The organism is Pseudomonas sp. 1L-C-7-B-C1 (assembly GCF_057291635.1).
Genome location: NZ_JBXAWH010000007.1, coordinates 269,141 through 290,067 on the forward strand (window position 1 = coordinate 269,141; position 20,927 = coordinate 290,067).

16 protein-coding genes (1 of these 16 cut by a window edge) are annotated in these 20,927 nt (G+C 62.0%); 7 read left to right on the plus strand and 9 right to left on the minus strand.

The window, feature by feature from the left end; translation table 11 throughout:
* The 7 genes from AC0Z8Z_RS13365 to AC0Z8Z_RS13395 form a co-directional block, all read right to left on the minus strand.
* Nucleotides 1–657 carry the start of an amino acid adenylation domain-containing protein gene (locus AC0Z8Z_RS13365; RefSeq protein WP_485619426.1) on the minus strand. 9,090 nt of this gene lie to the left of the window's left edge, so 657 of the gene's 9,747 nt are visible here — the first part of the coding sequence; it begins with the start codon at nt 655–657; the stop codon falls past the left edge of the window.
* A 129-nt stretch (nt 658–786) separates the two neighbouring features.
* The gene (locus tag AC0Z8Z_RS13370; protein WP_485619427.1) at nt 787–2,133 is read right to left on the minus strand and encodes a lysine N(6)-hydroxylase/L-ornithine N(5)-oxygenase family protein; all 1,347 of its coding nucleotides are present in this window, start codon (nt 2,131–2,133) and stop codon (nt 787–789) included.
* 163 nt (nt 2,134–2,296) lie between these two features.
* Nucleotides 2,297–3,991, minus strand: a complete 1,695-nt coding sequence (locus tag AC0Z8Z_RS13375; RefSeq protein ID WP_485619428.1) for a multidrug ABC transporter permease/ATP-binding protein — start codon at nt 3,989–3,991, stop codon at nt 2,297–2,299.
* 45 nt (nt 3,992–4,036) lie between these two features.
* The gene (locus AC0Z8Z_RS13380) at nt 4,037–4,606 is read right to left on the minus strand and encodes a sigma-70 family RNA polymerase sigma factor (RefSeq protein WP_272635152.1); all 570 of its coding nucleotides are present in this window, start codon (nt 4,604–4,606) and stop codon (nt 4,037–4,039) included.
* A gap of 129 nt (nt 4,607–4,735) precedes the next feature.
* On the minus strand, nt 4,736–5,314 hold the full coding sequence (gene nudK, locus AC0Z8Z_RS13385; protein ID WP_485619429.1) for a GDP-mannose pyrophosphatase NudK: 579 nt from the start codon (nt 5,312–5,314) through the stop codon (nt 4,736–4,738).
* Between the two features lie 1,215 nt (nt 5,315–6,529).
* The gene (locus AC0Z8Z_RS13390; protein WP_485619430.1) at nt 6,530–7,456 is read right to left on the minus strand and encodes a Gfo/Idh/MocA family protein; all 927 of its coding nucleotides are present in this window, start codon (nt 7,454–7,456) and stop codon (nt 6,530–6,532) included.
* A 66-nt stretch (nt 7,457–7,522) separates the two neighbouring features.
* Nucleotides 7,523–8,710, minus strand: coding sequence for a XylR family transcriptional regulator (locus AC0Z8Z_RS13395; RefSeq protein ID WP_485619431.1), 1,188 nt, complete (start codon nt 8,708–8,710; stop codon nt 7,523–7,525).
* Nucleotides 8,711–8,885: 175 nt separating this feature from the next.
* Between AC0Z8Z_RS13395 and xylA the strand changes: the two genes are divergently transcribed.
* The 4 genes from xylA to AC0Z8Z_RS13415 all read left to right on the plus strand — a co-directional run bounded on the left by xylA (nt 8,886) and on the right by AC0Z8Z_RS13415 (nt 14,448).
* A complete protein-coding gene (gene xylA, locus AC0Z8Z_RS13400; RefSeq protein WP_485619432.1) occupies nt 8,886–10,202 on the plus strand; it encodes a xylose isomerase in 1,317 nt (438 codons plus the stop codon).
* 300 nt (nt 10,203–10,502) lie between these two features.
* Complete coding sequence (gene xylF / locus AC0Z8Z_RS13405) at nt 10,503–11,504, plus strand: D-xylose ABC transporter substrate-binding protein (RefSeq protein ID WP_122534585.1); 1,002 nt, start codon at nt 10,503–10,505, stop codon at nt 11,502–11,504.
* A gap of 224 nt (nt 11,505–11,728) precedes the next feature.
* The gene (gene xylG / locus AC0Z8Z_RS13410; protein WP_485619433.1) at nt 11,729–13,315 is read left to right on the plus strand and encodes a D-xylose ABC transporter ATP-binding protein; all 1,587 of its coding nucleotides are present in this window, start codon (nt 11,729–11,731) and stop codon (nt 13,313–13,315) included.
* Nucleotides 13,312–14,448, plus strand: a complete 1,137-nt coding sequence (locus AC0Z8Z_RS13415; RefSeq protein WP_122534584.1) for a sugar ABC transporter permease — start codon at nt 13,312–13,314, stop codon at nt 14,446–14,448. The genes xylG and AC0Z8Z_RS13415 overlap by 4 nt, the downstream gene beginning before the upstream one ends.
* Nucleotides 14,449–14,617: 169 nt before the next feature.
* Here AC0Z8Z_RS13415 and rlmKL read toward each other — a convergent pair whose 3' ends face one another.
* On the minus strand, nt 14,618–16,888 hold the full coding sequence (gene rlmKL, locus AC0Z8Z_RS13420; RefSeq protein WP_122534583.1) for a bifunctional 23S rRNA (guanine(2069)-N(7))-methyltransferase RlmK/23S rRNA (guanine(2445)-N(2))-methyltransferase RlmL: 2,271 nt from the start codon (nt 16,886–16,888) through the stop codon (nt 14,618–14,620).
* Nucleotides 16,889–17,458: 570 nt separating this feature from the next.
* On the opposite strand from rlmKL, the gene rmf reads away from it, so the two are divergent.
* On the plus strand, nt 17,459–17,674 hold the full coding sequence (gene rmf, locus AC0Z8Z_RS13425) for a ribosome modulation factor (RefSeq protein ID WP_074887169.1): 216 nt from the start codon (nt 17,459–17,461) through the stop codon (nt 17,672–17,674).
* Nucleotides 17,675–17,828: 154 nt separating this feature from the next.
* On the opposite strand, the gene AC0Z8Z_RS13430 is transcribed toward rmf, so the two are convergent.
* Nucleotides 17,829–18,851 (minus strand): quinone-dependent dihydroorotate dehydrogenase, encoded by a 1,023-nt coding sequence (locus AC0Z8Z_RS13430; protein WP_485619434.1) that lies wholly within the window; start codon nt 18,849–18,851, stop codon nt 17,829–17,831.
* Between the two features lie 272 nt (nt 18,852–19,123).
* Here AC0Z8Z_RS13430 and AC0Z8Z_RS13435 point away from each other — a divergent pair, with 272 nt between their 5' ends.
* On the plus strand, nt 19,124–20,332 hold the full coding sequence (locus tag AC0Z8Z_RS13435; protein WP_485619435.1) for a CmpA/NrtA family ABC transporter substrate-binding protein: 1,209 nt from the start codon (nt 19,124–19,126) through the stop codon (nt 20,330–20,332).
* A gap of 12 nt (nt 20,333–20,344) precedes the next feature.
* Nucleotides 20,345–20,920, plus strand: coding sequence for an ANTAR domain-containing response regulator (locus AC0Z8Z_RS13440; RefSeq protein ID WP_485619436.1), 576 nt, complete (start codon nt 20,345–20,347; stop codon nt 20,918–20,920).
* Nucleotides 20,921–20,927: the final 7 nt, after the last annotated feature.

Consider the following 20,927-nt stretch of genomic DNA (forward strand, 5'->3'; position numbering starts at 1 on the left):
GTACAGCGGCAGCCAGCTGACCCAGCTTTCCAGCCCTGAATCGGAGACAAAATGCCGGGCCATGGCGACTTCGTTGGCCATGAGGTTGTCGTGGGAGACCATCACGCCTTTCGGTGCGCTGGTGGAGCCCGAGGTGTATTGCAGGAAGGCCAGCGAGGCGGTGTCGATCAGCGGCGCCTGAAACCTTGCGTGGCCTTCGCCGATTTCTTCCACTGCAGCGAAACGCCCGCCAGCGGGCATGAAGGGTTGCAACAGGTGCTGGAATTTATCCAGGTCTTCGCGACGGCCAAGGACCATTTGCGGCGCGGCGTCCTGGAGGATGCCGGTGAGCCGATCAAGGTGGGTCTGGCGGTTGTATTCGGGGGCGAAGGCCGGCACGGCGATGACTTTGGCATACAAACAGCCGAGGAACGCCGCCGCGTAATCGGCGCCGGTCGGCAGGATCAGCACGCAACGCTCGCCGCCCTGCACGCTCAGGTGTTGCTGCAGGTGGGCGGCAATCGAGCGCGCCTTGGCATCCAGCTGGGCGTAGGTGGTCAGCCGCGGCGGCTGGTCCTCGTGGACGATGTGTCGAAGGGCAATCCGGTCCGGCTGGGTCTGCGCATAAAAGCCCACCAGTTCGGGAAAATGCGCGGCCTGATCTCGTATGGATTTCATTCTTTCACCTGTTTGTATCGGCAAGGCTCAACCCGCAGGCAGCGCAAAGGCGGCCCACAACGTTGTGAGAAAAGAGTGGGTGGCCGCTGACGACCACCGCTGTGACGGGCTTTGTTTATCGGCCCGGGCTTAGCGCGCCAGCTTCAGTGCCACGCGCGGCTCGGTCTGCGCCTGCGGCGACCCATGCCCAGAGCGCGCCGAACACGGTTGCGCCTGATCGCCGAAGATCGACTCGACGACCTCCTGGGAGCGGATCGCCAGCACCGACAACAGCGTGTCGCTCAAACCGTGGCTGTCTTCGCAGCAACCCTGGAGAAAAATGCCGGCCTCGCTGCCGGGGCTCAGGGGCAAGCGATAGTGACGGTCGACATTGGCGCCCTGGATGTATTCCTGAATGCCCGAGAGCAGTTCCAGGTGGTAGTCGCGGCGGTAACCGGTGGCGAGCACGACGACGTCGAAGGACTCGCTGTGCATCTGGTCATGGGGCGCGTCGCGCAGGAACAGCTCGATGCCGTCGGCGGCTACTTCGGCATGCACCACTTCGCGGTTGGTGAGCATGCGGTGGCGCTCTTCGCCGCGCACCTTCTGTTGGTACATGCGTTGGAAAATCGTCTCGATCAGGTCGGTGTCGACCACCGAATAGTTGGTGTTGCGAAACTCGTCGAACAGCGCGACGCGACGCTCCTGGCTGTGATTGAAGATCGTGTCGGTGAACGACGGGTTGAAGATCTGATTGACGAAGGGGCTGTCATCGGAGGGCTTCAGCGCGCTGCCTCGAATCACCAGGGTGGCCTCGACGTTGTCGAAACGCGAGGCCAGGTCTTCGAAGATTTCCGCCGCGCTCTGACCGCCGCCGACCACCGCCACGCGCACCGGGCCGGGGCGATTGGCGAGGAGCTTTTCGATGCCGCCGCGATAGCCCGCAGAGTGCAGCACGCGCGCATCTTCAAGGCCGTCGAAGGCCGCCGGCGCCTGGGGAATGCCGCCGATGCCGAACACCAGATTGCGCGCGCGGCGGCGGGAGACTTCACCGTTCGCATCGCGGGACAGCACGTCCATGGCGACAAAGCGGCCGTCTTCGAAATGCGGCTCCACCGACATCACCTCGGCGCCGTAATGGGCTTGCTCGGTGAAGTGCGAGGCCGCCCAGGTCAGGTAATCGGTGTATTCCTCGCGGGTAGGAAAGAAGGTCTTGAGGTTGATGAAGTCCTGCAGGCGGCCGCGCTCGTTGAGGTAGTTGACGAAGGTGAAACGGCTGGCCGGATTGCGCAGGGTCACCAGGTCCTTGAGGAAGGAAATCTGCATGGTAGAACCGTCGATCAGCATGCCTTCGTGCCAGTTGAACGCCGGCTTTTTCTCGAGGAAACACACGTGGGGCGCCAGACCGCTGCGCTGGGCATGCTCCTGGGTGGCGATGGCCAAAGCCAGGTTCGACGGGCCGAAACCGATGCCGATGAAGTCGTAGACGAGTTCCATGCTTCCCTCTCGTAAGGCGCGATGCGCGATCGACTCCGGCAGGCCGAACGACCAGGTCGCTGGCGCCGGATGGCCGTTCACGCGCATCAAAAATGTTTAAGACTGATTCTCATTAACATGACGACTGAGGCTGACGGCTGTTTAGTCCCGGTCGCCGAAAAACTTACAAAGCCTTTACAGTTTTCATCTGATACGCGGCGCCGATCTCTTCCACCGCGTCGCGGCTGGCGTTTTCGCGACGATCACCCTGCAGCTCGCTGAGCTGCCCCGACTCCATCTTCACCAGGCGGTCGGCGAGGTCGAAGTACTGGTCGTCGTGGCTGATGGCAAACACCGTGACGCCGGCCTTTTTGAACATCGGCAACAGCTCACGGTAGAAGAAGCGGCGGAACAACGGGTCTTGGTCGGCGGCCCATTCGTCCAGCAGCAGGATGTCGCGCTTCTCCAGCAGTGCCAGCATCAGCGCCAGGCGTTTGCGTTGCCCCTGAGAGAAGCGCGTGTCGAGCAAGTGCCCGTCGGCGAGCTGCACTTTGTGCTTCATGTGCAGTTTTTCCAGCCAGTGCTCGACGTCAGCCACATCGGCGTTTTGCCCATCGGGCCCGAGCAGTTGGGCAAACAGGTGAAAGTCCGTGAACACGCTGGCGAACAGCTGACGATAGGCCAGCCAGTCGTTCGAGCCGATGACCTGGCCATCGATCAGAATCGCCCCTGCCGACGGTCGATACAGGCCGCTGAGCAAGCGCGCCAGGCTGGATTTGCCGCTGCCGTTGCCGCCCATCAGGAACACGGTTTCGCCCCGACGCAGGGTCAGGTTGACCGGGCCGACGTCGAACCCGGGCTCGTCGCCCTGGGGCGCATAGTGGTATTCAACGTCACGCAGTTCGAGGGTCTGCCAGTGACCGGCGATGTGGCTCGGAGCGACGTCGAAGCTTTCGTGATGGTCGGCCAGGGCCAGCGACTCGACTTTATCCAGCGCCACGCGCCCGGAGATCTGCGCCGGGATCGCCGCCACCGCCAGCACCAGCGGCGTGCGCATGAACAGGACGGTCAGCGCGTAGGTGGCCGCCACTTCCGTCGGCGCCCAGCCCAGGCCGTTGGCCAGGTAAAACGCCAGGCCAATGGTGCCGAGGACCATGATGTTGGCCCAGTTGCTGGCCAGGCCGTGATAACGGTCGGCCAGGGTGAAATGCTCGCGGTAGCGCTGGGCGGCGACGTCGAAGGTTTCTTCGTACAGACGGCGCGCGCGGTCGCGGTTGAGGGTCAGCTCCTTGCGCCCGTCAATCACTCCCTGGTAGCTCTGATAGAGCTTGTCTTCGGACTCACGCAGCGCGCGGATGTGGGCGTTGAGTTTACCCACCAGCAGCCAGCCGACCCCCAACGTGAACGCCATCCAGCACAGCGTGGTGATGAACAGCGACGGCGACAGCCAGGCCAGGTAACTGAACGACGCGACGCTGAGCACCGAGCCGTAGATCAGGTCCGGCAGCTGCACAAAGGCCATGGTCACCGCGCGAATGTCGCTGGACAGGCTGGCGAAGATCTTCGCCCCGCCGATGGATTCGATGCGCTCGATGTTGGTGTCCAGCAGGCGCTTGACCATCACCCGGCGCAGGCCATAAACGAACCGGTGACCCAGCGCCGTCAGCGACAACGACGCCCCGGACGCCAGCGCCAGCAGCACGGCGAGCATCAGGCCGAATTGCCACAGCGCGGTGCCGAGGCCGTCGTGACTGCTGATCATGCGTTGGTTGACGAAGGCAATCACGCCGACGCTCAACAGCCCGCTGCTGACGCTCAGCAGCAGCACCATCGCAAGCGGCCAGCGGTATTGCTGGAAGACCAGACGAACTAATTTCATGAATGACTCCGGGCAGTGAAAACGAAAGACATGACGCGGCGATGCCTAGAGCTCGCCGAGCCGCGCGCGGCAGTGAGAGAGGGTGTCGCGCAGGAGGAAATTGACCATGGTCGGCGAGGTGCCGATGACCTTGGCCACGTCGCGCTGGGTGTAGCCCTGGATCTGGCTGAGGTCGAAGACGATGCGCATGCGCTTGGGCAATTCGTTGAGCGCCCCGACCAGTTGATCGAGGGACTCGCGGCCCGCCAATACACGCTCGGGGGACACCTCGAAACGTATCTGCTCTTCCTGCTCGGCTTCAGCGCCGTGGTTGCGTTCGAGACGCTGGCGGCGAAGACGGTCGATGGACAGATTACGCACGACGCGAAACATGTAGCGCGCAGGCTCCGCCGATGCGAGGTCGCTTTCGAGCATCTTCACGAAAGCGTCCTGCACCACGTCTTCGGCGCGAGCGCGACAGCCGAGGAATTTTGCCGCCAGCCGCAACAGCGCTTCGCGGTGGGTGTTGTAGGTGCCCATCAGCGCGTCGAGGCGCGGGTCTCTCGCGCCACGGGTGGCGCCAACACAGGGTGAGCCGACCCGGGTGGGGTGGCCCATTGCAGGGCGAAAATCCATCTTGTTCGACATCCCTGGTTACAAAGGAACGCGAAGGATAACGCAAACGATTCTCATTGCAACGTAAGAAAGTTTACCGATTGGTGAAACTTTATCGCCGTACCCCGAGTCGTTTCAGCCCTGCAGTCTTCATTTCATCAGGCGCAGCTCCAGGTATTGCAGGAGCATGATGGTCTTGCCGTCGTTGATTTCACCGCTCTCTACCATGGCGATGGCCCGCTCGAAATTCAGCTCCAGGACCTCGATGTCCTCGCCCTCCTCTTCCAGCCCGCCGCCGTCGCTGACCCGATCCCCGGGCTGGTATTCGCCGATGAAAAAGTGAATCCGCTCGGTCACCGAACCCGGGCTCATGAACGCATCGAAGATCTTCTTCACCGAACGCACGACGTAGCCGGTTTCTTCCTCGGCTTCCAGTCGAATGCGCTCTTCGGGGCTGGCATTGTCCAGCAAGCCCGCGGCGGCCTCGATCAAGTAGCCATCGTGGCCGTTGACGAAGGCCGGCATGCGGAACTGCCGGGTCAGCACCACGGTGCGGCGCTCGAGGTTGTACAACAGAATCGTCGCGCCATTACCCCGGTCGTACACCTCGCGGGTTTGCGGCTGCCAACTGCCGTCACGGCGTTGCAGCTCAAAGCTGTATTTCTTCAGCACGTACCAGTTGTCGGAGAGGAGTTGTTCGTCGGTGATGCGGATGGGGGTGGAAGGCATGGTGGTCCTTATGGGTAGGAGGTTAGCTGGATTGGGCTTGGACTGGGGCAGCTACCGAGGATTAGGCAATGACGCAAACCTTGTAGGAGTGAGCTTGCTCGCGAAGAGGCCGGTACATCCGCCACATCTTCCGCGGCTGGAATGCCATCTTCGTGAGCAAGCTCACTCCCACAAGGGCAGCGTTTGCCTTGCGAAAGCAGCGCGTCAGAAAGATGGGCTCTGCTCAATCATGACCACACCAGAGATGTATCGGTTGCCGCAAATCCTGGGGGAGCGAGCTTGCTCGCGAAGGCCTGGGTACATCCGCCGCATCTTCAGCGCCTGAAATGCCGTCTTCGCGAGCAAGCTCACTCCCACAAGGGCAGCGTTTGCCTTGCGAAAGCAGCGCGTCAGAAAGATGGGCTCTGCTCAATCATGACCACACCAGAGATGTATCGGTTGCCGCAAATCCTGGGGGAGCGAGCTTGCTCGCGAAGGCCTGGGTACATCCGCCGCATCTTCAGCGCCTGAAATGCCGTCTTCGCGAGCAAGCTCACTCCCACAAGGGCAGCGTTTGCCTTGCGAAAGCAGCGCGTCAGAAAGATGGGCTCTGCTCAATCATGACCACACCAGAGATGTAGCAGTTGCCGCAAATCCTGTGGGAGCGAGCTTGCTCGCGAAGAGGCCGGTACATCCGCCACATCTTCCGCGGCTGGAATGCCATCTTCGTGAGCAAGCTCACTCCCACAAGGGCAGCGTTTGCCTTGCGAAAGCAGCGCGTCAGAAAGATGGGCTCTGCTCAATCATGACCACACCAGAGATGTATCAGTTGCCGCAAATCCTGTGGGAGCGAGCTTGCTCGCGAAGGCCTGGGTACATCCGCCGCATCTTCAGCGCCTGAAATGCCGTCTTCGCGAGCAAGCTCACTCCCACATTACCTGCATGCGCCACTTCATCTGCGTTCCTGGCAAAACCCCGAACTATTGTTTCCATCGATTGCCAACATAGTCACGAACGCCGTTCTGTTTGCCCGTGCAAATCCGGATGATGGCGACACTGATTAACCAGACAAGGATTTGCCCGCAATGTCCATCAACATGACCATTCTGTTGACCCTCATCGTTTCGTTTTCCATCGCCCTGGCCGGTGTGGTGCATATCTGACAAGGCGTTCGCCGTGCAGTAAGCGCTGAGGCCCGATCCGGCACGCCAGACCGGGCCATCGATCGGCACTTTTTTATTCGTGAAAAGCCGCCACCGTCTCATTGCTGCCAACAAAAAAGCTGTCGGCGACGATGCGCAGCGGCTGCAGGTCCAGATCGCTTTTGCCCGCGTCGATCAGGCGCGCGAAGTGCCCGTACATGGCCGGGTACTCGCCCTCCACCGACACGCACTGCACCACGCCGTCGATGCTGACCTGCGCGCCGCCGGCGTCCAGACGCATCATGCCTTCGTCGCAGTGCAACTCAATGCTCCACTGCTCGTTGACGCTGTGATCGAAATCCAGTTCGGCAACCACCTGAACGTTCTCATCGGAGCGCATCTGCAATGACGCCGCAATTGGCGACTGGCAGTTGCTCGGCACGCTCAGGTTGGCGCTTTCAACGAACAACGCGCGGGGCAGCAATTCGGTGACGATCGACAACGCATTGATCCCCGGATCGAACACGCCCAGCCCGCCCGCCTGCCAGATCCACGCCTGGCCCGGGTGCCATTTGCGCACCTGCTCTTTCCAGTCGATCCGCACCTGCTTGAGGGTCTTGCCTTCAAGCCACTGCACCGCGTTGCGCACGCCCGGGGCGAAGCGTGAATGCCAGGCGAACAACCCGCTGACACCCGCCGAATTAACCTCATCGATCAAGGCAAGGGCTTCGCCCAGGGTCGAGCACGGCGGTTTTTCCACCAGCACGTGTTTGCCAGCCTTCAGCGCCTGTTCAACCAGCGCAAAACGCCCTTGGGGCGGGGTGCAAAAGGCGATGGCGTCCACCGCCGGGCCTTTTGTGAGCAGTTCATCCAGAGAGCTGAAATTGGGCACGCCCGGACAGTGCTGACCCAGCGTCGCCACCGCCACCAGCTCAAAGCGGTCACTGCCGTGGATGGCCGGCACGTGCTGGTCCTGGGCGATCTTGCCGTAACCCACCAGCCCTAAACGAATCGGATGCATCGATGACTCCTGTGATGTTGTCGTTGTTATGACAGACGCGTCCCAAACGGGGCGCCCTAAAGCAAATCAATGAATCGGTGCGGCTTCGCCCTGCTGAAATTCGCGGGGAGTGCAGCCGAATTCCCGGCGGAACACCGTGTGCAGGTATTGCGCGGATTTGAAGCCGCAGTTCTGCGCGATCTCGGCGATGGCCGCGTCACCGTGTTTCAGCCCTGACGCGGCGGCCGTGAGTTTGAAACTCAGAATCTCGTCGTGCACGCTGCAGCCGCGCTCCTTGCGAAAGTGCGATTCCAGCGAAGAACGGGAAATGCCGACGTAGCCCGCGACCTGGGCGGTTTTGATGCCCTGGCAGGCGTACTGGCGAATGAAGTGCAGCGCTTGCATGACGTAGGGGTTGCCCAGCGGCTGATGCAGGCTGGAGGCCTGAACGTTGATGGCCTCCGGCGGCACCAGAATCTGGCGGGCGGTCGAGGGCATGCCGTGGAGCATCTGGTGCAGCAACTGCGCCGCCGTTCGCCCCATGCTTTGCGTGCCCTGGGTCACCGAACTGAGGGGCACACGCGTGAGGGTGCGGGTCAGCGGGTCATTGTCGATGCCGATCAGCGCCACTTGCTCGGGCACCGCAATGCCCGCCGTCAGGCACGCCTGCAGCAACTGACGCGCGCGGGCGTCGCTGACGGCGATGATGCCGATGGGTTTGGGCAGGCTTTGCAGCCAGGTAATTTGCTGCTCCACGGCGCTGTCCCACATCGGCGCGCTGGTGCTCAGGCCGCGATAGACCTCGCCGTGCAAACCATCACGCTGCAACAGCCGGCGAAAGGCTTTCTCACGTTCCTGAGCCCAGCGATTGCTCTGGGCTTCCGGCAGGCTGAAACAGGCGAAGCGCGTCAGTCCGGCTTCGATCAGGTGCTCATAGGCCAGTTTGATCAGCGCGAAATTGTCCGTGGCGACATAGGGAATGTGTTTCGGATAGGCGCGCTCGTCCTCGTAGGAACCGCCCACGGCCACCACCGGCAAAGTACTTCCGGCCAGCGCCTCGCCGATCAGCGGATCATCGAAGTCGGCAATGATCCCGTCGCCCTGCCAGCGCTCGATGCCTTTGAGCCGGCACAGAAAATCTTCTTCCAGAAACAGATCCCAGGAGGCCCGGGTGCTGCTCAGGTAGTTGCCGATGCCGGTGATGATGCCGCGGTCGTAGACCTTGCCGCCGTTGAACAACAGCGCGATGCGGTGAGCGGGCGGGACGGTTTTCATTATTGTTCCCCGGGCCTGTGAAACGAGTCGGCACAGACTAGGCCTGCGCCGGGGGAATCTCAATACTCAAAATCGAACACCGAGTTGGTGATTTTCGCAATCGGCGCCGCCGGGGCCGTTGCTAGTATCGGCATCAGCCAAGAACAAAAATACGAAGAACGATAAGGAAACCCCGATGCCCTGCTTCCCCGATATCGACACCATCCGCTACGAAGGCCCCGGCAGCGAGTCACCCCTCGCCTTCCGCCATTACGACGCCGACAAAATCATCCTCGGCAAGCCCATGCGCGAACACCTGCGCATGGCCGCGTGCTACTGGCACACCTTCGTCTGGCCGGGGGCCGACATGTTCGGCGTCGGCACCTTCAAGCGGCCATGGGTCAAACCGGGGGACGCCATGGAGCTGGCGCGTTTGAAAGCCGACGCGGCCTTCGAGTTTTTCTCCAAACTGGGCATCGACTATTACAGCTTCCACGACACCGACGTCGCCCCCGAAGGCGCCAGCCTGAAAGAGTACAGCCACAACTTCGCGCAGATGGTCGACGAACTCGAGCGCCATCAGGAACAGAGCGGCATTCAGCTGCTGTGGGGCACCGCCAACTGCTTCAGCAACCCGCGCTTCGCAGCCGGTGCCGCGAGCAATCCGGACCCGGAAGTGTTCGCCTTCGCCGCCGCCCAGGTGTTCAGCGCGATGAACGCGACCCATCGGCTCAAGGGCTCGAACTACGTGCTGTGGGGCGGTCGCGAGGGTTACGAGACGCTGCTCAACACCGACCTGAAGCGCGAGCGCGAGCAACTGGGGCGCTTCATGGCCATGGTGGTCGAGCACAAACACAAGATCGGTTTTACTGGCGACCTGCTGATCGAGCCTAAACCCCAGGAGCCGACCAAGCACCAGTACGATTACGACACGGCCACGGTGTTCGGCTTTCTGCAACAGTTCGGTCTGGAGAAGGAGATCAAGGTCAATATCGAGGCCAACCACGCCACCCTCGCCGGCCACAGTTTTCACCATGAAATCGCCACGGCGGCGTCCCTCGGCATCTTCGGCAGCATCGACGCCAACCGCGGCGATCCGCAAAACGGCTGGGACACCGATCAGTTTCCCAACAGCGTTGAAGAGCTGACTTTGGCCACCTACGAGATCCTCAAGGCCGGCGGTTTCAAAAATGGCGGCTACAACTTCGATTCCAAGGTACGCCGGCAGAGTCTCGATGAGGTCGACCTGTTCTACGGCCACGTCGCGGCCATGGACGTGCTCGCGCTGTCGCTGGAACGGGCGGCGGCGATGATTCAGGACGACAAATTGCAGGCGTTCAAGGACCAGCGCTATGCGGGCTGGGACCAGCCGTTCGGGCGAGCCGTCCTGTCGGGGGATTTCAGCCTGGATGCCCTGGCGCAGCACGCCATGGACAACGAACTCAACCCGCAAGCCGTGAGCGGTCGCCAGGAAATGCTCGAAGGCGTGGTGAACCGTTTTATCTATCCCTGACAGCAGGCGCCCGCGATTCCCATGCAGGACCGGCGAGGTCATCACCAAATTCGCTGGATGGACGCGATGCTTTTCGTAGGACCGGCTTTAGCCGGGAAGAGGCCAACGCGTGCAACATCCATCTTGCGGTGTGACGCCAACAGCTTCCCGGCTAAAGCCGGTCCTACTAAGGGAATAGCGTTGGTTACATTCTCACGACAATTCCCTGCTCGCGGCGCGCGGCCAGTATCTACAGTTCCACCGGCAAACCCCTACATGCTCGAAAAGTGTCTCTAAACAAAAATAACAGGACGCAACCCCATGAAGAGTTTCAAGACCACCCTGCTCGCCAGTGCCCTGGCCCTGCTCAGCCTGCCCGTCATGGCCGATTCGGCCCATCCGAAAATCGGCTTTTCCATTGATGACCTGCGCCTCGAACGCTGGTCCCGGGACCGCGACTACTTCGTCGCAGCGGCAGAGAAAATGGACGCCAAGGTGTACGTCCAGTCCGCTGATGCCAACGAAGGCAAACAGATTTCCCAGATCGAAAACCTGATCTCCCGCGGCGTCGATGTGATCGTCATCGTGCCGTTCAACGCCACCGTGCTGACCAATGCCGTCGCCGAAGCCAAGAAGGCCGGCATCAAAGTGGTGTCTTACGACCGGCTGATCCTCAATGCCGACATCGACGCCTACATTTCCTTCGATAACGAAAAGGTCGGCGAAATGCAGGCGGCCGGCGTGCTCAAGGCCGCGCCCAAAGGCAATTACTTTCTGCTCGGCGGCGCGCCCACCGACAACAACGCCAAGGTCCTGCGCGAAGGCCAGATGAAAGTGCTGCAGCCGGCCATCGACAAGGGCGACATCAAGATCGTCGGCCAGCAATGGGTCAAGGAATGGAACCCGACCGAAGCCCTGAGCATCGTCGAAAACGCCCTGACCAAAAACAGCAACAAGATCGACGGCATCGTCGCCTCCAACGACGCCACCGCCGGCGGCGCGATTCAGGCCCTCGCCGCGCAGAAGCTGGCCGGCAAGGTGCCGATCTCCGGGCAAGACGCCGACCTGGCAGCCGTCAAACGGGTGATCGACGGCACCCAGACCATGACCGTCTACAAACCGCTGAAACTGATCGCCTCGGAAGCGGCAAAACTGTCGGTGCAACTGGCGCGCAACGAGAAGCCTACCTACAGCTCGCAGTACGACAACGGCACCAAGAAGGTCGACACTATCCTTCTGACCCCGACGCCGCTGACCAAGGACAATATCGATCTGCTGGAAAAGGACGGGTTCTACACCAAGGATCAGATCGCGGGTAAGTAAGCTCGCGGCTCAGACTGTACGAATCCCCAGCCAACACAGGCCGTGTGGGAGCGAGCTTGCTCGCGAATGCGGTGTTTCAGTCTACCTATCCGTTAAGGCTGTCTGACCTCTTCGCGAGCAAGCTCGCTCCCACCAACGCTCATCTGCCGTGAGAGCTGCTGTGTAAAAACCAGTGCGGGCGAAGCTTGATCCCTCACTGGCTTGCTTCTGCGCGAGATCCCGAAATGTCCGATTACCTGCTGCAAATGAACGGCATCGTCAAATCCTTTGGCGGCGTCAAGGCGCTCAATGGCATCGACATCAAGGTGCGGGCCGGCGAATGCGTCGGCCTGTGCGGCGAGAACGGCGCTGGCAAATCGACGCTGATGAAAGTCCTCTCGGCGGTCTATCCCCACGGCACCTGGGAGGGCGAAATCCTCTGGGACGGCCAGCCGCTGAAGGCGCAATCCATCAGCGAAACCGAGGCCGCCGGGATCGTCATCATCCACCAGGAACTCACCCTCGTCCCCGACCTGTCGGTGGCCGAAAACATTTTCATGGGCCACGAACTGACCCTGCCAGGCGGGCGCATGAATTACCCGGCGATGATCCACCGCGCCGAAGCCCTCATGCGCGAACTGAAAGTGCCGGACATGAACGTGGCCCTGCCGGTCTCGCAATACGGCGGCGGCTATCAGCAATTGGTGGAAATCGCCAAGGCGCTGAACAAACAGGCGCGCCTGCTGATCCTCGACGAGCCCTCTTCGGCCCTGACCCGCTCGGAAATCGAAGTCCTGCTGGACATCATTCGCGAGCTCAAAGCCAAGGGCGTCGCCTGCGTCTACATCTCCCACAAGCTCGATGAAGTCGCCGCCGTCTGCGACACGATCTCGGTGATCCGCGATGGCAAGCACATCGCAACCACGGCCATGTCCGACATGGACATCCCCAGAATCATCACGCAGATGGTCGGCCGCGAGATGAGCAACCTCTACCCCACCGAACCGCACGCCGTCGGCGAGGTGATTTTCGAAGCGCGCCATGTCACCTGCTACGACGTCGACAACCCGAAACGCAAGCGCGTGGATGACATTTCATTCGTGCTCAGGCGCGGGGAAATCCTCGGCATCGCTGGCCTGGTCGGCGCCGGGCGCACCGAACTGGTCTCGGCGCTGTTCGGGGCCTACCCAGGGCGCTACACCGGTGAAGTGTGGCTGGACGGCAAAGCCATCGACACCCGCACCCCGCTCAAATCCATCCGCGCAGGGCTGTGCATGGTCCCCGAGGACCGCAAGCGTCAGGGCATCATTCCCGACCTGGGCGTGGGCCAGAACATCACCCTCGCCGTGCTCGACAGCTTCGCCCACCTGACGCGCATTGACGCCGAAGCCGAGCTGGGCAGCATCGACAAGGAAATCGCGCGCATGCACCTGAAGACCGCGAGCCCGTTCCTGCCGATCACCAGCCTGTCCGGCGGCAATCAGCAGAAGGCTGTGCTAGCGAAAATGCTGCTGACTCAGCCGCGAGTGTTGATTCTCGACGAGCCCACCCGCGGCGTGGACGTTGGCGCCAAATACGAGATCTACAAACTGATGGGCGCGCTGGCGGCCAGCGGCGTGTCGATCATCATGGTGTCGTCGGAGCTGGCCGAAGTGCTGGGCGTGTCCGACCGGGTGCTGGTGATCGGCGACGGCCAGCTGCGCGGGAATTTCATCAACCAAGGCCTGACCCAGGAACAGGTGCTCGCGGCCGCACTCAGCCAGTCTGGGGACACTGCCTACAACAAAAACAATAACGACCGGCCCGATGCTGTGGGAGACGCGCGTCAATGAATCAACTCAAGCAACTGTTCACCCGCTACAAAATGCTCGCGCTGGTGATCGCCATCGCGGTCATCTGGCTGTTCTTCAGTTGGGAAACCGACGGGGGCTTTCTGACGCCGCGCAACCTGTCCAACCTGCTGCGGCAGATGTCGATTACCGGGATTCTCGCCTGCGGGATGGTGCTGGTGATCATCAGCGGTGAGATCGATCTGTCGGTGGGGTCGTTGCTCGGCCTGCTCGGCGGCGTGGCGGCGATTCTCGACGTCGTTTACCACGTGCCGCTGCCGCTGAACCTGTGCATCGTCGCCGGCTGCGGGCTGTTGATCGGTCTGGCCAACGGCTGCATGACCGCGTACCTGCGCATCCCGTCATTCATCGTCGGCCTGGGCGGCATGCTGGCGTTTCGCGGGATTCTGCTGGGGATCACCGGCGGCACCACCATCGCACCTGTGTCGCCGGAACTGGTCTACATCGGCCAAGGTTATCTGCCGCCAATGGTGGGCATCGTGCTTGGCGTGCTGCTCTTCGCCCTGACGCTGTTCCTGACCTGGCGTCAGCGCAGCAACCGCGCATTGCACGGGCTGGCCGCCCACTCGCTGGCACGGGATGCAGTGCGGGTGGTTGCCATCGGTGCCGTCCTGGCCGGGTTCGTCTACACCCTGAACAGCTACGACGGGATTCCGGTGCCGGTGCTGCTGCTGTTGGTCCTGCTTGGGGTGTTCAGCTACATCACCAGCCAGACCGTGTTCGGCCGACGCATCTACTCGGTGGGCAGCAACATGGAGGCCACGCGCCTCTCCGGCATCAACGTGCAGGCCGTGAAGTTGTGGATCTTCGGCATCATGGGTGTCATGTGCGCCCTCGCCGGCCTGGTCAACACCGCACGCCTGGCCGCGGGCTCGCCGTCGGCGGGCAACATGGGTGAGCTCGATGCCATCGCTGCCTGCTTCATCGGCGGGACCTCCATGCGAGGCGGCTCGGGCACCGTCTACGGCGCCTTGCTCGGGGCCCTCGTCATCACCAGCCTCGACAACGGTATGTCCATGCTCGACGTTGACAGCTACTGGCAGATGATCGTCAAGGGCAGCATTCTGGTGCTGGCGGTGTGGGTCGATGTCAGTACCCGGGCTGGGCGGCGTTAAGTGCAGACACCTGAATGCCTGCATTGGAAGCGAGATGGGTGGGAGCGAACAGAGGAGGCGCGTACGACCGAATGACCGCGTCGGACACGACCCTCGTGAGAGCGAGCTTGCTCGCGAAGAGGCGGATACAGTCCTGCAGTAACAGGGCTGTATCCGCCCTACCAAGCGGTTAACGCGCGGTGATTTTCCACGCGCGGTGGATCTTGCCGTTGCGCGCAAAGTCCGGGTCGACGGTGTGCTGAGTGATTTCCTCCACGGCGTAACGCTCCACCAGCGTCTCTTCGAGCTGGAATTTGCGGAAGTTGTTGGAGAAATACAGCACGCCGCCCGGCGCCAGGCGCGCCATGGCCAGGTCGATCAGTTGCACCTGATCGCGCTGCACGTCAAACACGCCTTCCATGCGCTTGGAGTTGGAGAACGTCGGCGGGTCGATGAAGATCAGGTCGTACTCTTCACGACTGGCCTCCAGCCACACCATCACGTCGCTCTGCTCCAGACGGTTCTTGTCCGAGAAGCCGTTCAGCGACAAATTGCGACGCGCCCAGTCCAGATAGGTTTTCGACAGGTCGACGCTGGTGGTGCTGCGCGCACCGCCCTTGGCCGCGTGCACGCTGGCGGTCGCGGTGTAGCAGTAAAGGTTGAGGAAGCGCTTGCCCGCTGCTTCGCGCTGGATACGCATGCGCATTGGCCGGTGATCGAGGAACAGACCGGTGTCCAGGTAATCGGTGAGGTTGACCAGCAGCTTCACGCCGCCTTCGTTGACCTCATTGAACTTGCCCTGGGCGCTCTGGCGCTCGTACTGCTTGGTGCCGCTCTGGCGTTCGCGACGCTTGACCACCACGCGGCTCTTGTCGATGCCCAGCGCCTGGGGAATGGCTGCCAGGGCGTCGAACATGCGGATCGAGGCCTTTTCCGGATCAATGGACTTCGGCGCCACGTACTCCTGGACGTGTACCCAATCGTGGTACAGGTCGATGGCCATGGCGTACTCGGGCATGTCCGCATCGTAGACGCGGTAGCAATCGATCCCCTCGCGCTTGACCCATTTGCCCAGCGCCTTGACGTTCTTCTGCAGGCGGTTGGCAAACATTTGCCCGCCTTCGCTCAGGCGCGGTTGCTCAATGACCGGCGCAGGTGCGGGCGTCGGCTTGATCGGGTTGCCGTTCTTGTTGTACTGGCGCTCCGGGGCGACGTCCGGCGTCTGGTCATAAGCGGCTTGCTCACGCTCGGCCTGGCGCTGCTCCGGGGTACGACGCTCGCCGGTCACGAACTGATCCGGCAACACTTTGATCAACAGCAGCTTGCACGGCAGTGCGCCGTTCCAGAACGCGTACTGCTTGTGGCTGCGAATGCCCATGCGCTTGCCCAGGTCAGGCGCACCGGTGAACACCGCCGCTTCCCAGTTCAGGCAGGCCTGACGCAGGCGCTCGCCGAGGTTCTGGTAGAGATACAACAGGCTGGCTTCGTCACCGAGACGCTCGCCGTACGGCGGGTTGCAGATGACCAGACCGGTCTGGTTCTGATCGGGACGCGGCTCGAAGGTTGCCACTTCGCCCTGGTAGATCTTGATCCACTCGCTCAGGCCGGCGCGCTCGACGTTGTTGCGGCCCGGCTGGATCAGACGCGGATCGGCTTCATAACCACGAATCCACAGCGGCGGCTTGGCCAGACCCGCTTGCGCACGTTCCAGCGCTTCGTCATGCAGCTTGCGCCAGATCGCCGGCACGTGGCCCAGCCAGGCCGAGAAGCCCCAGCGCTCGCGCTTGAGGTTGGGCGCGATGTCGGCAGCGATCATCGCCGCTTCGACCAGGAACGTACCCACGCCGCACATCGGGTCAGCCAGCGCGCCACCCTCAGCGGCAATGCGCGGCCAGCCCGAGCGGATGAGGATCGCGGCGGCCAGGTTTTCCTTGAGCGGCGCGGCGCCCTGCTGCAAACGGTAGCCGCGCTGGTGCAGGCTGTGGCCGGACAAGTCCAGGGACAGAATCGCTTCGCCCCGGTCCAGACGCAGGTGCACGCGCAGGTCAGGATTGAGTTTGTCGACCGAGGGGCGTACGCCGTCTGCCGTGCGCAGGCGGTCAACAATGCCGTCTTTAACCTTCAAGGCGCCGAAATGGGTGTTATCGATGCCCGAACCGTGACCGCTGAACTCAACGGCCAGCGTGCCTTCCGCCTCCAGATGGTCCGCCCACTCGATGTCGTGAACCCCGTGATAAAGGTCCTCGGCGTCTTTCATCGGGAAACGCTTGAGCACCAGCAGCACCCGGTTCGCCAGACGCGACCACAGACACAGCCGGTAGGCGGTTTCCATATCGGCGGTGCCACGGATGGCGGAAGTGTGTTCGCGGGTTTCCTCGAGACCAAGGGCGGTGGCTTCCTCAGCCAGCAAGCCTTCGAGGCCTTTTGGGCAGGTGAGGAAAAGTTCGTAACGGTCCGACATGAGTATTCCAGAGCCTTGGGCTATAGCGGCCGGACAACGCATTGTCCGGCCCGATTGCAACAGACGCCTTTCAGGGAGGACGCCTGCGCGGCACACAATTTGTGCCTGTCCCTCGCACCGATACATTTCGAGTGCGACGGTCCGCCAGCACGTGAGGGCTGACGACAAATGATTAACAAACGCTATTCAGCACGACGGCGGCGGCAATAAAAAGTCACATCGCTGACCCTTCGTCGTTTTTCCACTGACCACAAACGGCCAGCACTCTCAATTGCGAAACACTTGCACTGCCGCGTGAAAGCCCCGTTTTGAGGGGGCTCTCTGTCAAAACACCGCTGAAACGCATCAGCGCTTATGGTCGTAATGCCTGAATGGTTACGTTCTTATGACAAAACGATCATTCACAGCGTACCGCTCATTGGTTAGAAATCACCCAAGGTCATCGCCGCAACGGCGGTGGCATCAAGCCCGCGACGCCGGCAGCGGGCCGCTAACGGCAGAAGATTTTCTGCCGGACCTCAACCTGAGGTCTCCAGGGACATTACAGTCAACAAACGAGGGCAACACCCTATGAGAAGACTTAAGCGTGATCCGATGGAAAGAGCATTTTCGCGCGGATACCAGTACGGCGTATCCGGTAAATCCCGTGAGCTTTGCCCATTTACTCTACCGTCAGTGCGTCAAGCCTGGATCAATGGCTGGCGAGAAGGACGCGGCGACAACTGGGACGGTATGACCGGCACTGCGGGCATTCACAGACTCAACGAACTTCACGCGGTCGGCTGACGCAACCCTCACGTTACAGCCTGACCTAAAGCTTCTTGAACTAACGCTTTTAAAACATCTGACCGCTTCACCGTAACCACGCACGTCCCACCCGGGCGGCGGGCCAAGGCCCAAGAGGGGTTCCAGTCGGAACCCCTCTTTTCGTTTCGGATGATTACCGAGACATTGCTGCGATAGCGTCCACCGACTGGTGAATCAGCGCCGGCCCCTTGTAGATGAAGCCCGAATAGATCTGCACCAGACTCGCCCCTGAGGCGATTTTCTCGGCCGCGTGCCTGCCCTCGGTGATGCCGCCGGCCGCAATGATCGGCAAGCGCCCACCCAACTCAGCGGCCAGCACCTTGACGATGTGCGTGCTCTGCTCGCGCACTGGCGCGCCTGACAGGCCACCCGCTTCATCGCCGTGTGGCAGACCTTCCACGCCCTTGCGGCTGAGGGTGGTGTTGGTCGCAATCACCGCGTCCATCCCCGACTCCAGCAACGCGCTGGCCACCAGCACGGTCTCTTCGTCGCTCATGTCCGGGGCAATCTTGATGGCCAGTGGCACGCGCTTGCCATGGATCTGAGTCAGCGCATCCTGACGCACCCGCAGGGCTTCCAGCAGTTGCTTGAGCGAATCACCGAACTGCAGGCTGCGCAGGCCCGGTGTGTTGGGCGAGCTGACGTTGACGGTGACGTAACTGGCGTGGGCGTAGACCTTGTCCAGGCAGATCAGGTAGTCGTCGACAGCGCGCTCGACCGGCGTATCGACGTTCTTGCCGATGTTGATGCCCAGCACGCCGTTGTACTGCGCGGCCTGCACCCGGCTGATCAGATTGTCCACGCCCAGGTTGTTGAAGCCCATGCGATTGATGATGGCATCCGCCTGGGGCAGACGGAAAATGCGCGGTTTCGGATTGCCCGGCTGCGGACGCGGCGTGACGGTGCCGATCTCGACAAAACCGAAGCCCAGCTGGGAAAAACCATTAATGGCCGCGCCGTTCTTGTCCAGCCCCGCCGCCAGCCCGACCGGGTTGGGGAAGCGCAGGCCCATGACGGTCACCGGCAACTGCATCGGCGCCTTGTTGAACAGGCCGTTGAGCCCCAGACGCCCGCCCGCGCCGATCAGGTCGATGGACAGATCGTGGGAGGTTTCAGGGGAGAGTTTGAACAGTAACTGGCGGGCCAGGTTATACATGGGAGGGCGCGGCTCGTTTGCGGCTGGGATCAGCGGCGGATTATAAACGCCGCTGCAGGGTAGCGCGAGGCATGTCGAGAACTTTGCTTACAACCTCGGCTCCCGCTGGCATATGGCTTGCTTGGCGTCCTGTATCGACTCGATCCAATGGCGGAGCGAGACACAGGACAATGACGTCGCTGTCGCCCCGGTTCAATCGGGGCGAGGCGGCGTTTTTTTTGGACGATCGGCAGCGCTGACCAGCGCGTCGGCCTCCACGCGGAATGGCACTCATGAATGACACGCTTACCCCCTCGCTGGCCTGGGTCAACGGCAGCGATGCACTGGAACTGACCAGTGTCGACCTTGGCTTCATGGCGCTCACCGACAGCGCCTCGCTGATCGTCGCCGCGACCCAGGGCTTCGCCCAGCCCTACGGCCTGCATATCAACCTGCACCGGCAGATGTCGTGGGCCAACCTGCGCGACAAACTGGTGAGCGGCGAATTGCACGCGGCCCACAGCCTCTACGGTCTGGTCTACGCCGTCCAGCTGGGGCTGGCCGGACCGGCGAAGGACATGGCCGTGCTGATGGGGCTGAACCAGAACGGCCAGAGCATCAACCTGTCGCGGTCACTGCAGGACGCCGGCGTGACCACTCCTGATGCACTGGACCGGCGCACGCACCAAAGCGACTCAAAACTGACCTTTGCCCAGACCTTCCCCACCGGCAATCACGCCTTGTGGCTTTATTACTGGCTCGCGAGCCAAAGCATCCATCCGTTGCGCGACGTCGACAGCGTGGTGGTGCCGCCGCCGCAGATGGTCGAGCACTTGCAGGCCGGACGCATCGACGGCTTTTGCGTCGGCGAGCCGTGGGGCGCCAGCGCAGTTCAGCAGAACCTGGGCTTCACCCTGGCGACGTCCCAGGCCATCTGGCCGGATCACCCGGAAAAGGTGTTGGGGTGCAGCCTGGAATTCGCCGAGCAGTACCCGAACACGGCGCGGGCGCTAGTGATGGCGGTGCTTGAAGCCAGCCGTTTCATCGAAGAGAGCACCGACAACCGGCGCAGCACCGCGCAGCTGCTCAGCGCCGCCGAGTACGTCAATGCACCGGTGGGCACCATCGAATCGCGGCTGCTCGGCGAATACGACGACGGGCTCGGCAACCAGTGGCACGACCACCATGCGATCCGCTTCCACGGCAACGGCCAGGTGAACATGCCCTGGCTGTCCGACGGCATGTGGTTCATGACCCAGTTCCGCCGCTGGGGCTTGCTGCGTGAAGACCCGGATTACCTCGGCGTCGCCCGCGGCGTCCAGCAATTGGGGCTGTACCGCCAGGCCGCCGAGGCGCTGGGCATTGCCGTACCGCCTTCGCCCATGCGCAGCAGCCAGTTGATCGACGGCAAAATCTGGGACGGCAGCGACCCGGCGCGTTACGCCCGCAGCTTCAAGCTGCACGCGCTGGCCGATGCCGCCCCCGTTCATGCTGATCGCTGAGGAGACGCCACCATGCTGCGAATCCTGCTGATCAACGACACGCCCAAAAAGGTCGGGCGCCTTAAGGCCGCGCTGACCGAAGCCGGTTTTGAGGTGATCGACGAATCCGGGCTGATCATCGACCTGCCCGGCCGGGTCCAGGCCGTGCGGCCGGACGTGATTCTCATCGACACCGAATCGCCAGGCCGTGACGTGCTGGAGCAAGTGGTGCTGGTGACCCGCGATCTGCCGCGGCCGATCGTGATGTTCACCGACGAGCACGACCCCGTCGTGATGCGCCAGGCGATCAAGTCCGGGGTCAGCGCCTACATCGTCGAAGGCATCCACGCACAACGCCTGCAGCCGATTCTCGACGTGGCCATGGCGCGCTTCGAAAGCGATCAGGACCTGCGCGCGCAACTCCAGGCCCGCGATCAGCAATTGGCCGAACGCAAACGCATCGAAACGGCCAAGGGGCTGTTAATGAAAATGAAGCAGTGCAACGAAGAAGAGGCCTACACCCTGATGCGGCGCCAGGCCATGAGCCGACAGCAGAAGCTGATTCAAGTGGCGGAGCAGATCATTGCCATGAGCGAGTTGCTGGGCTGATCGCATT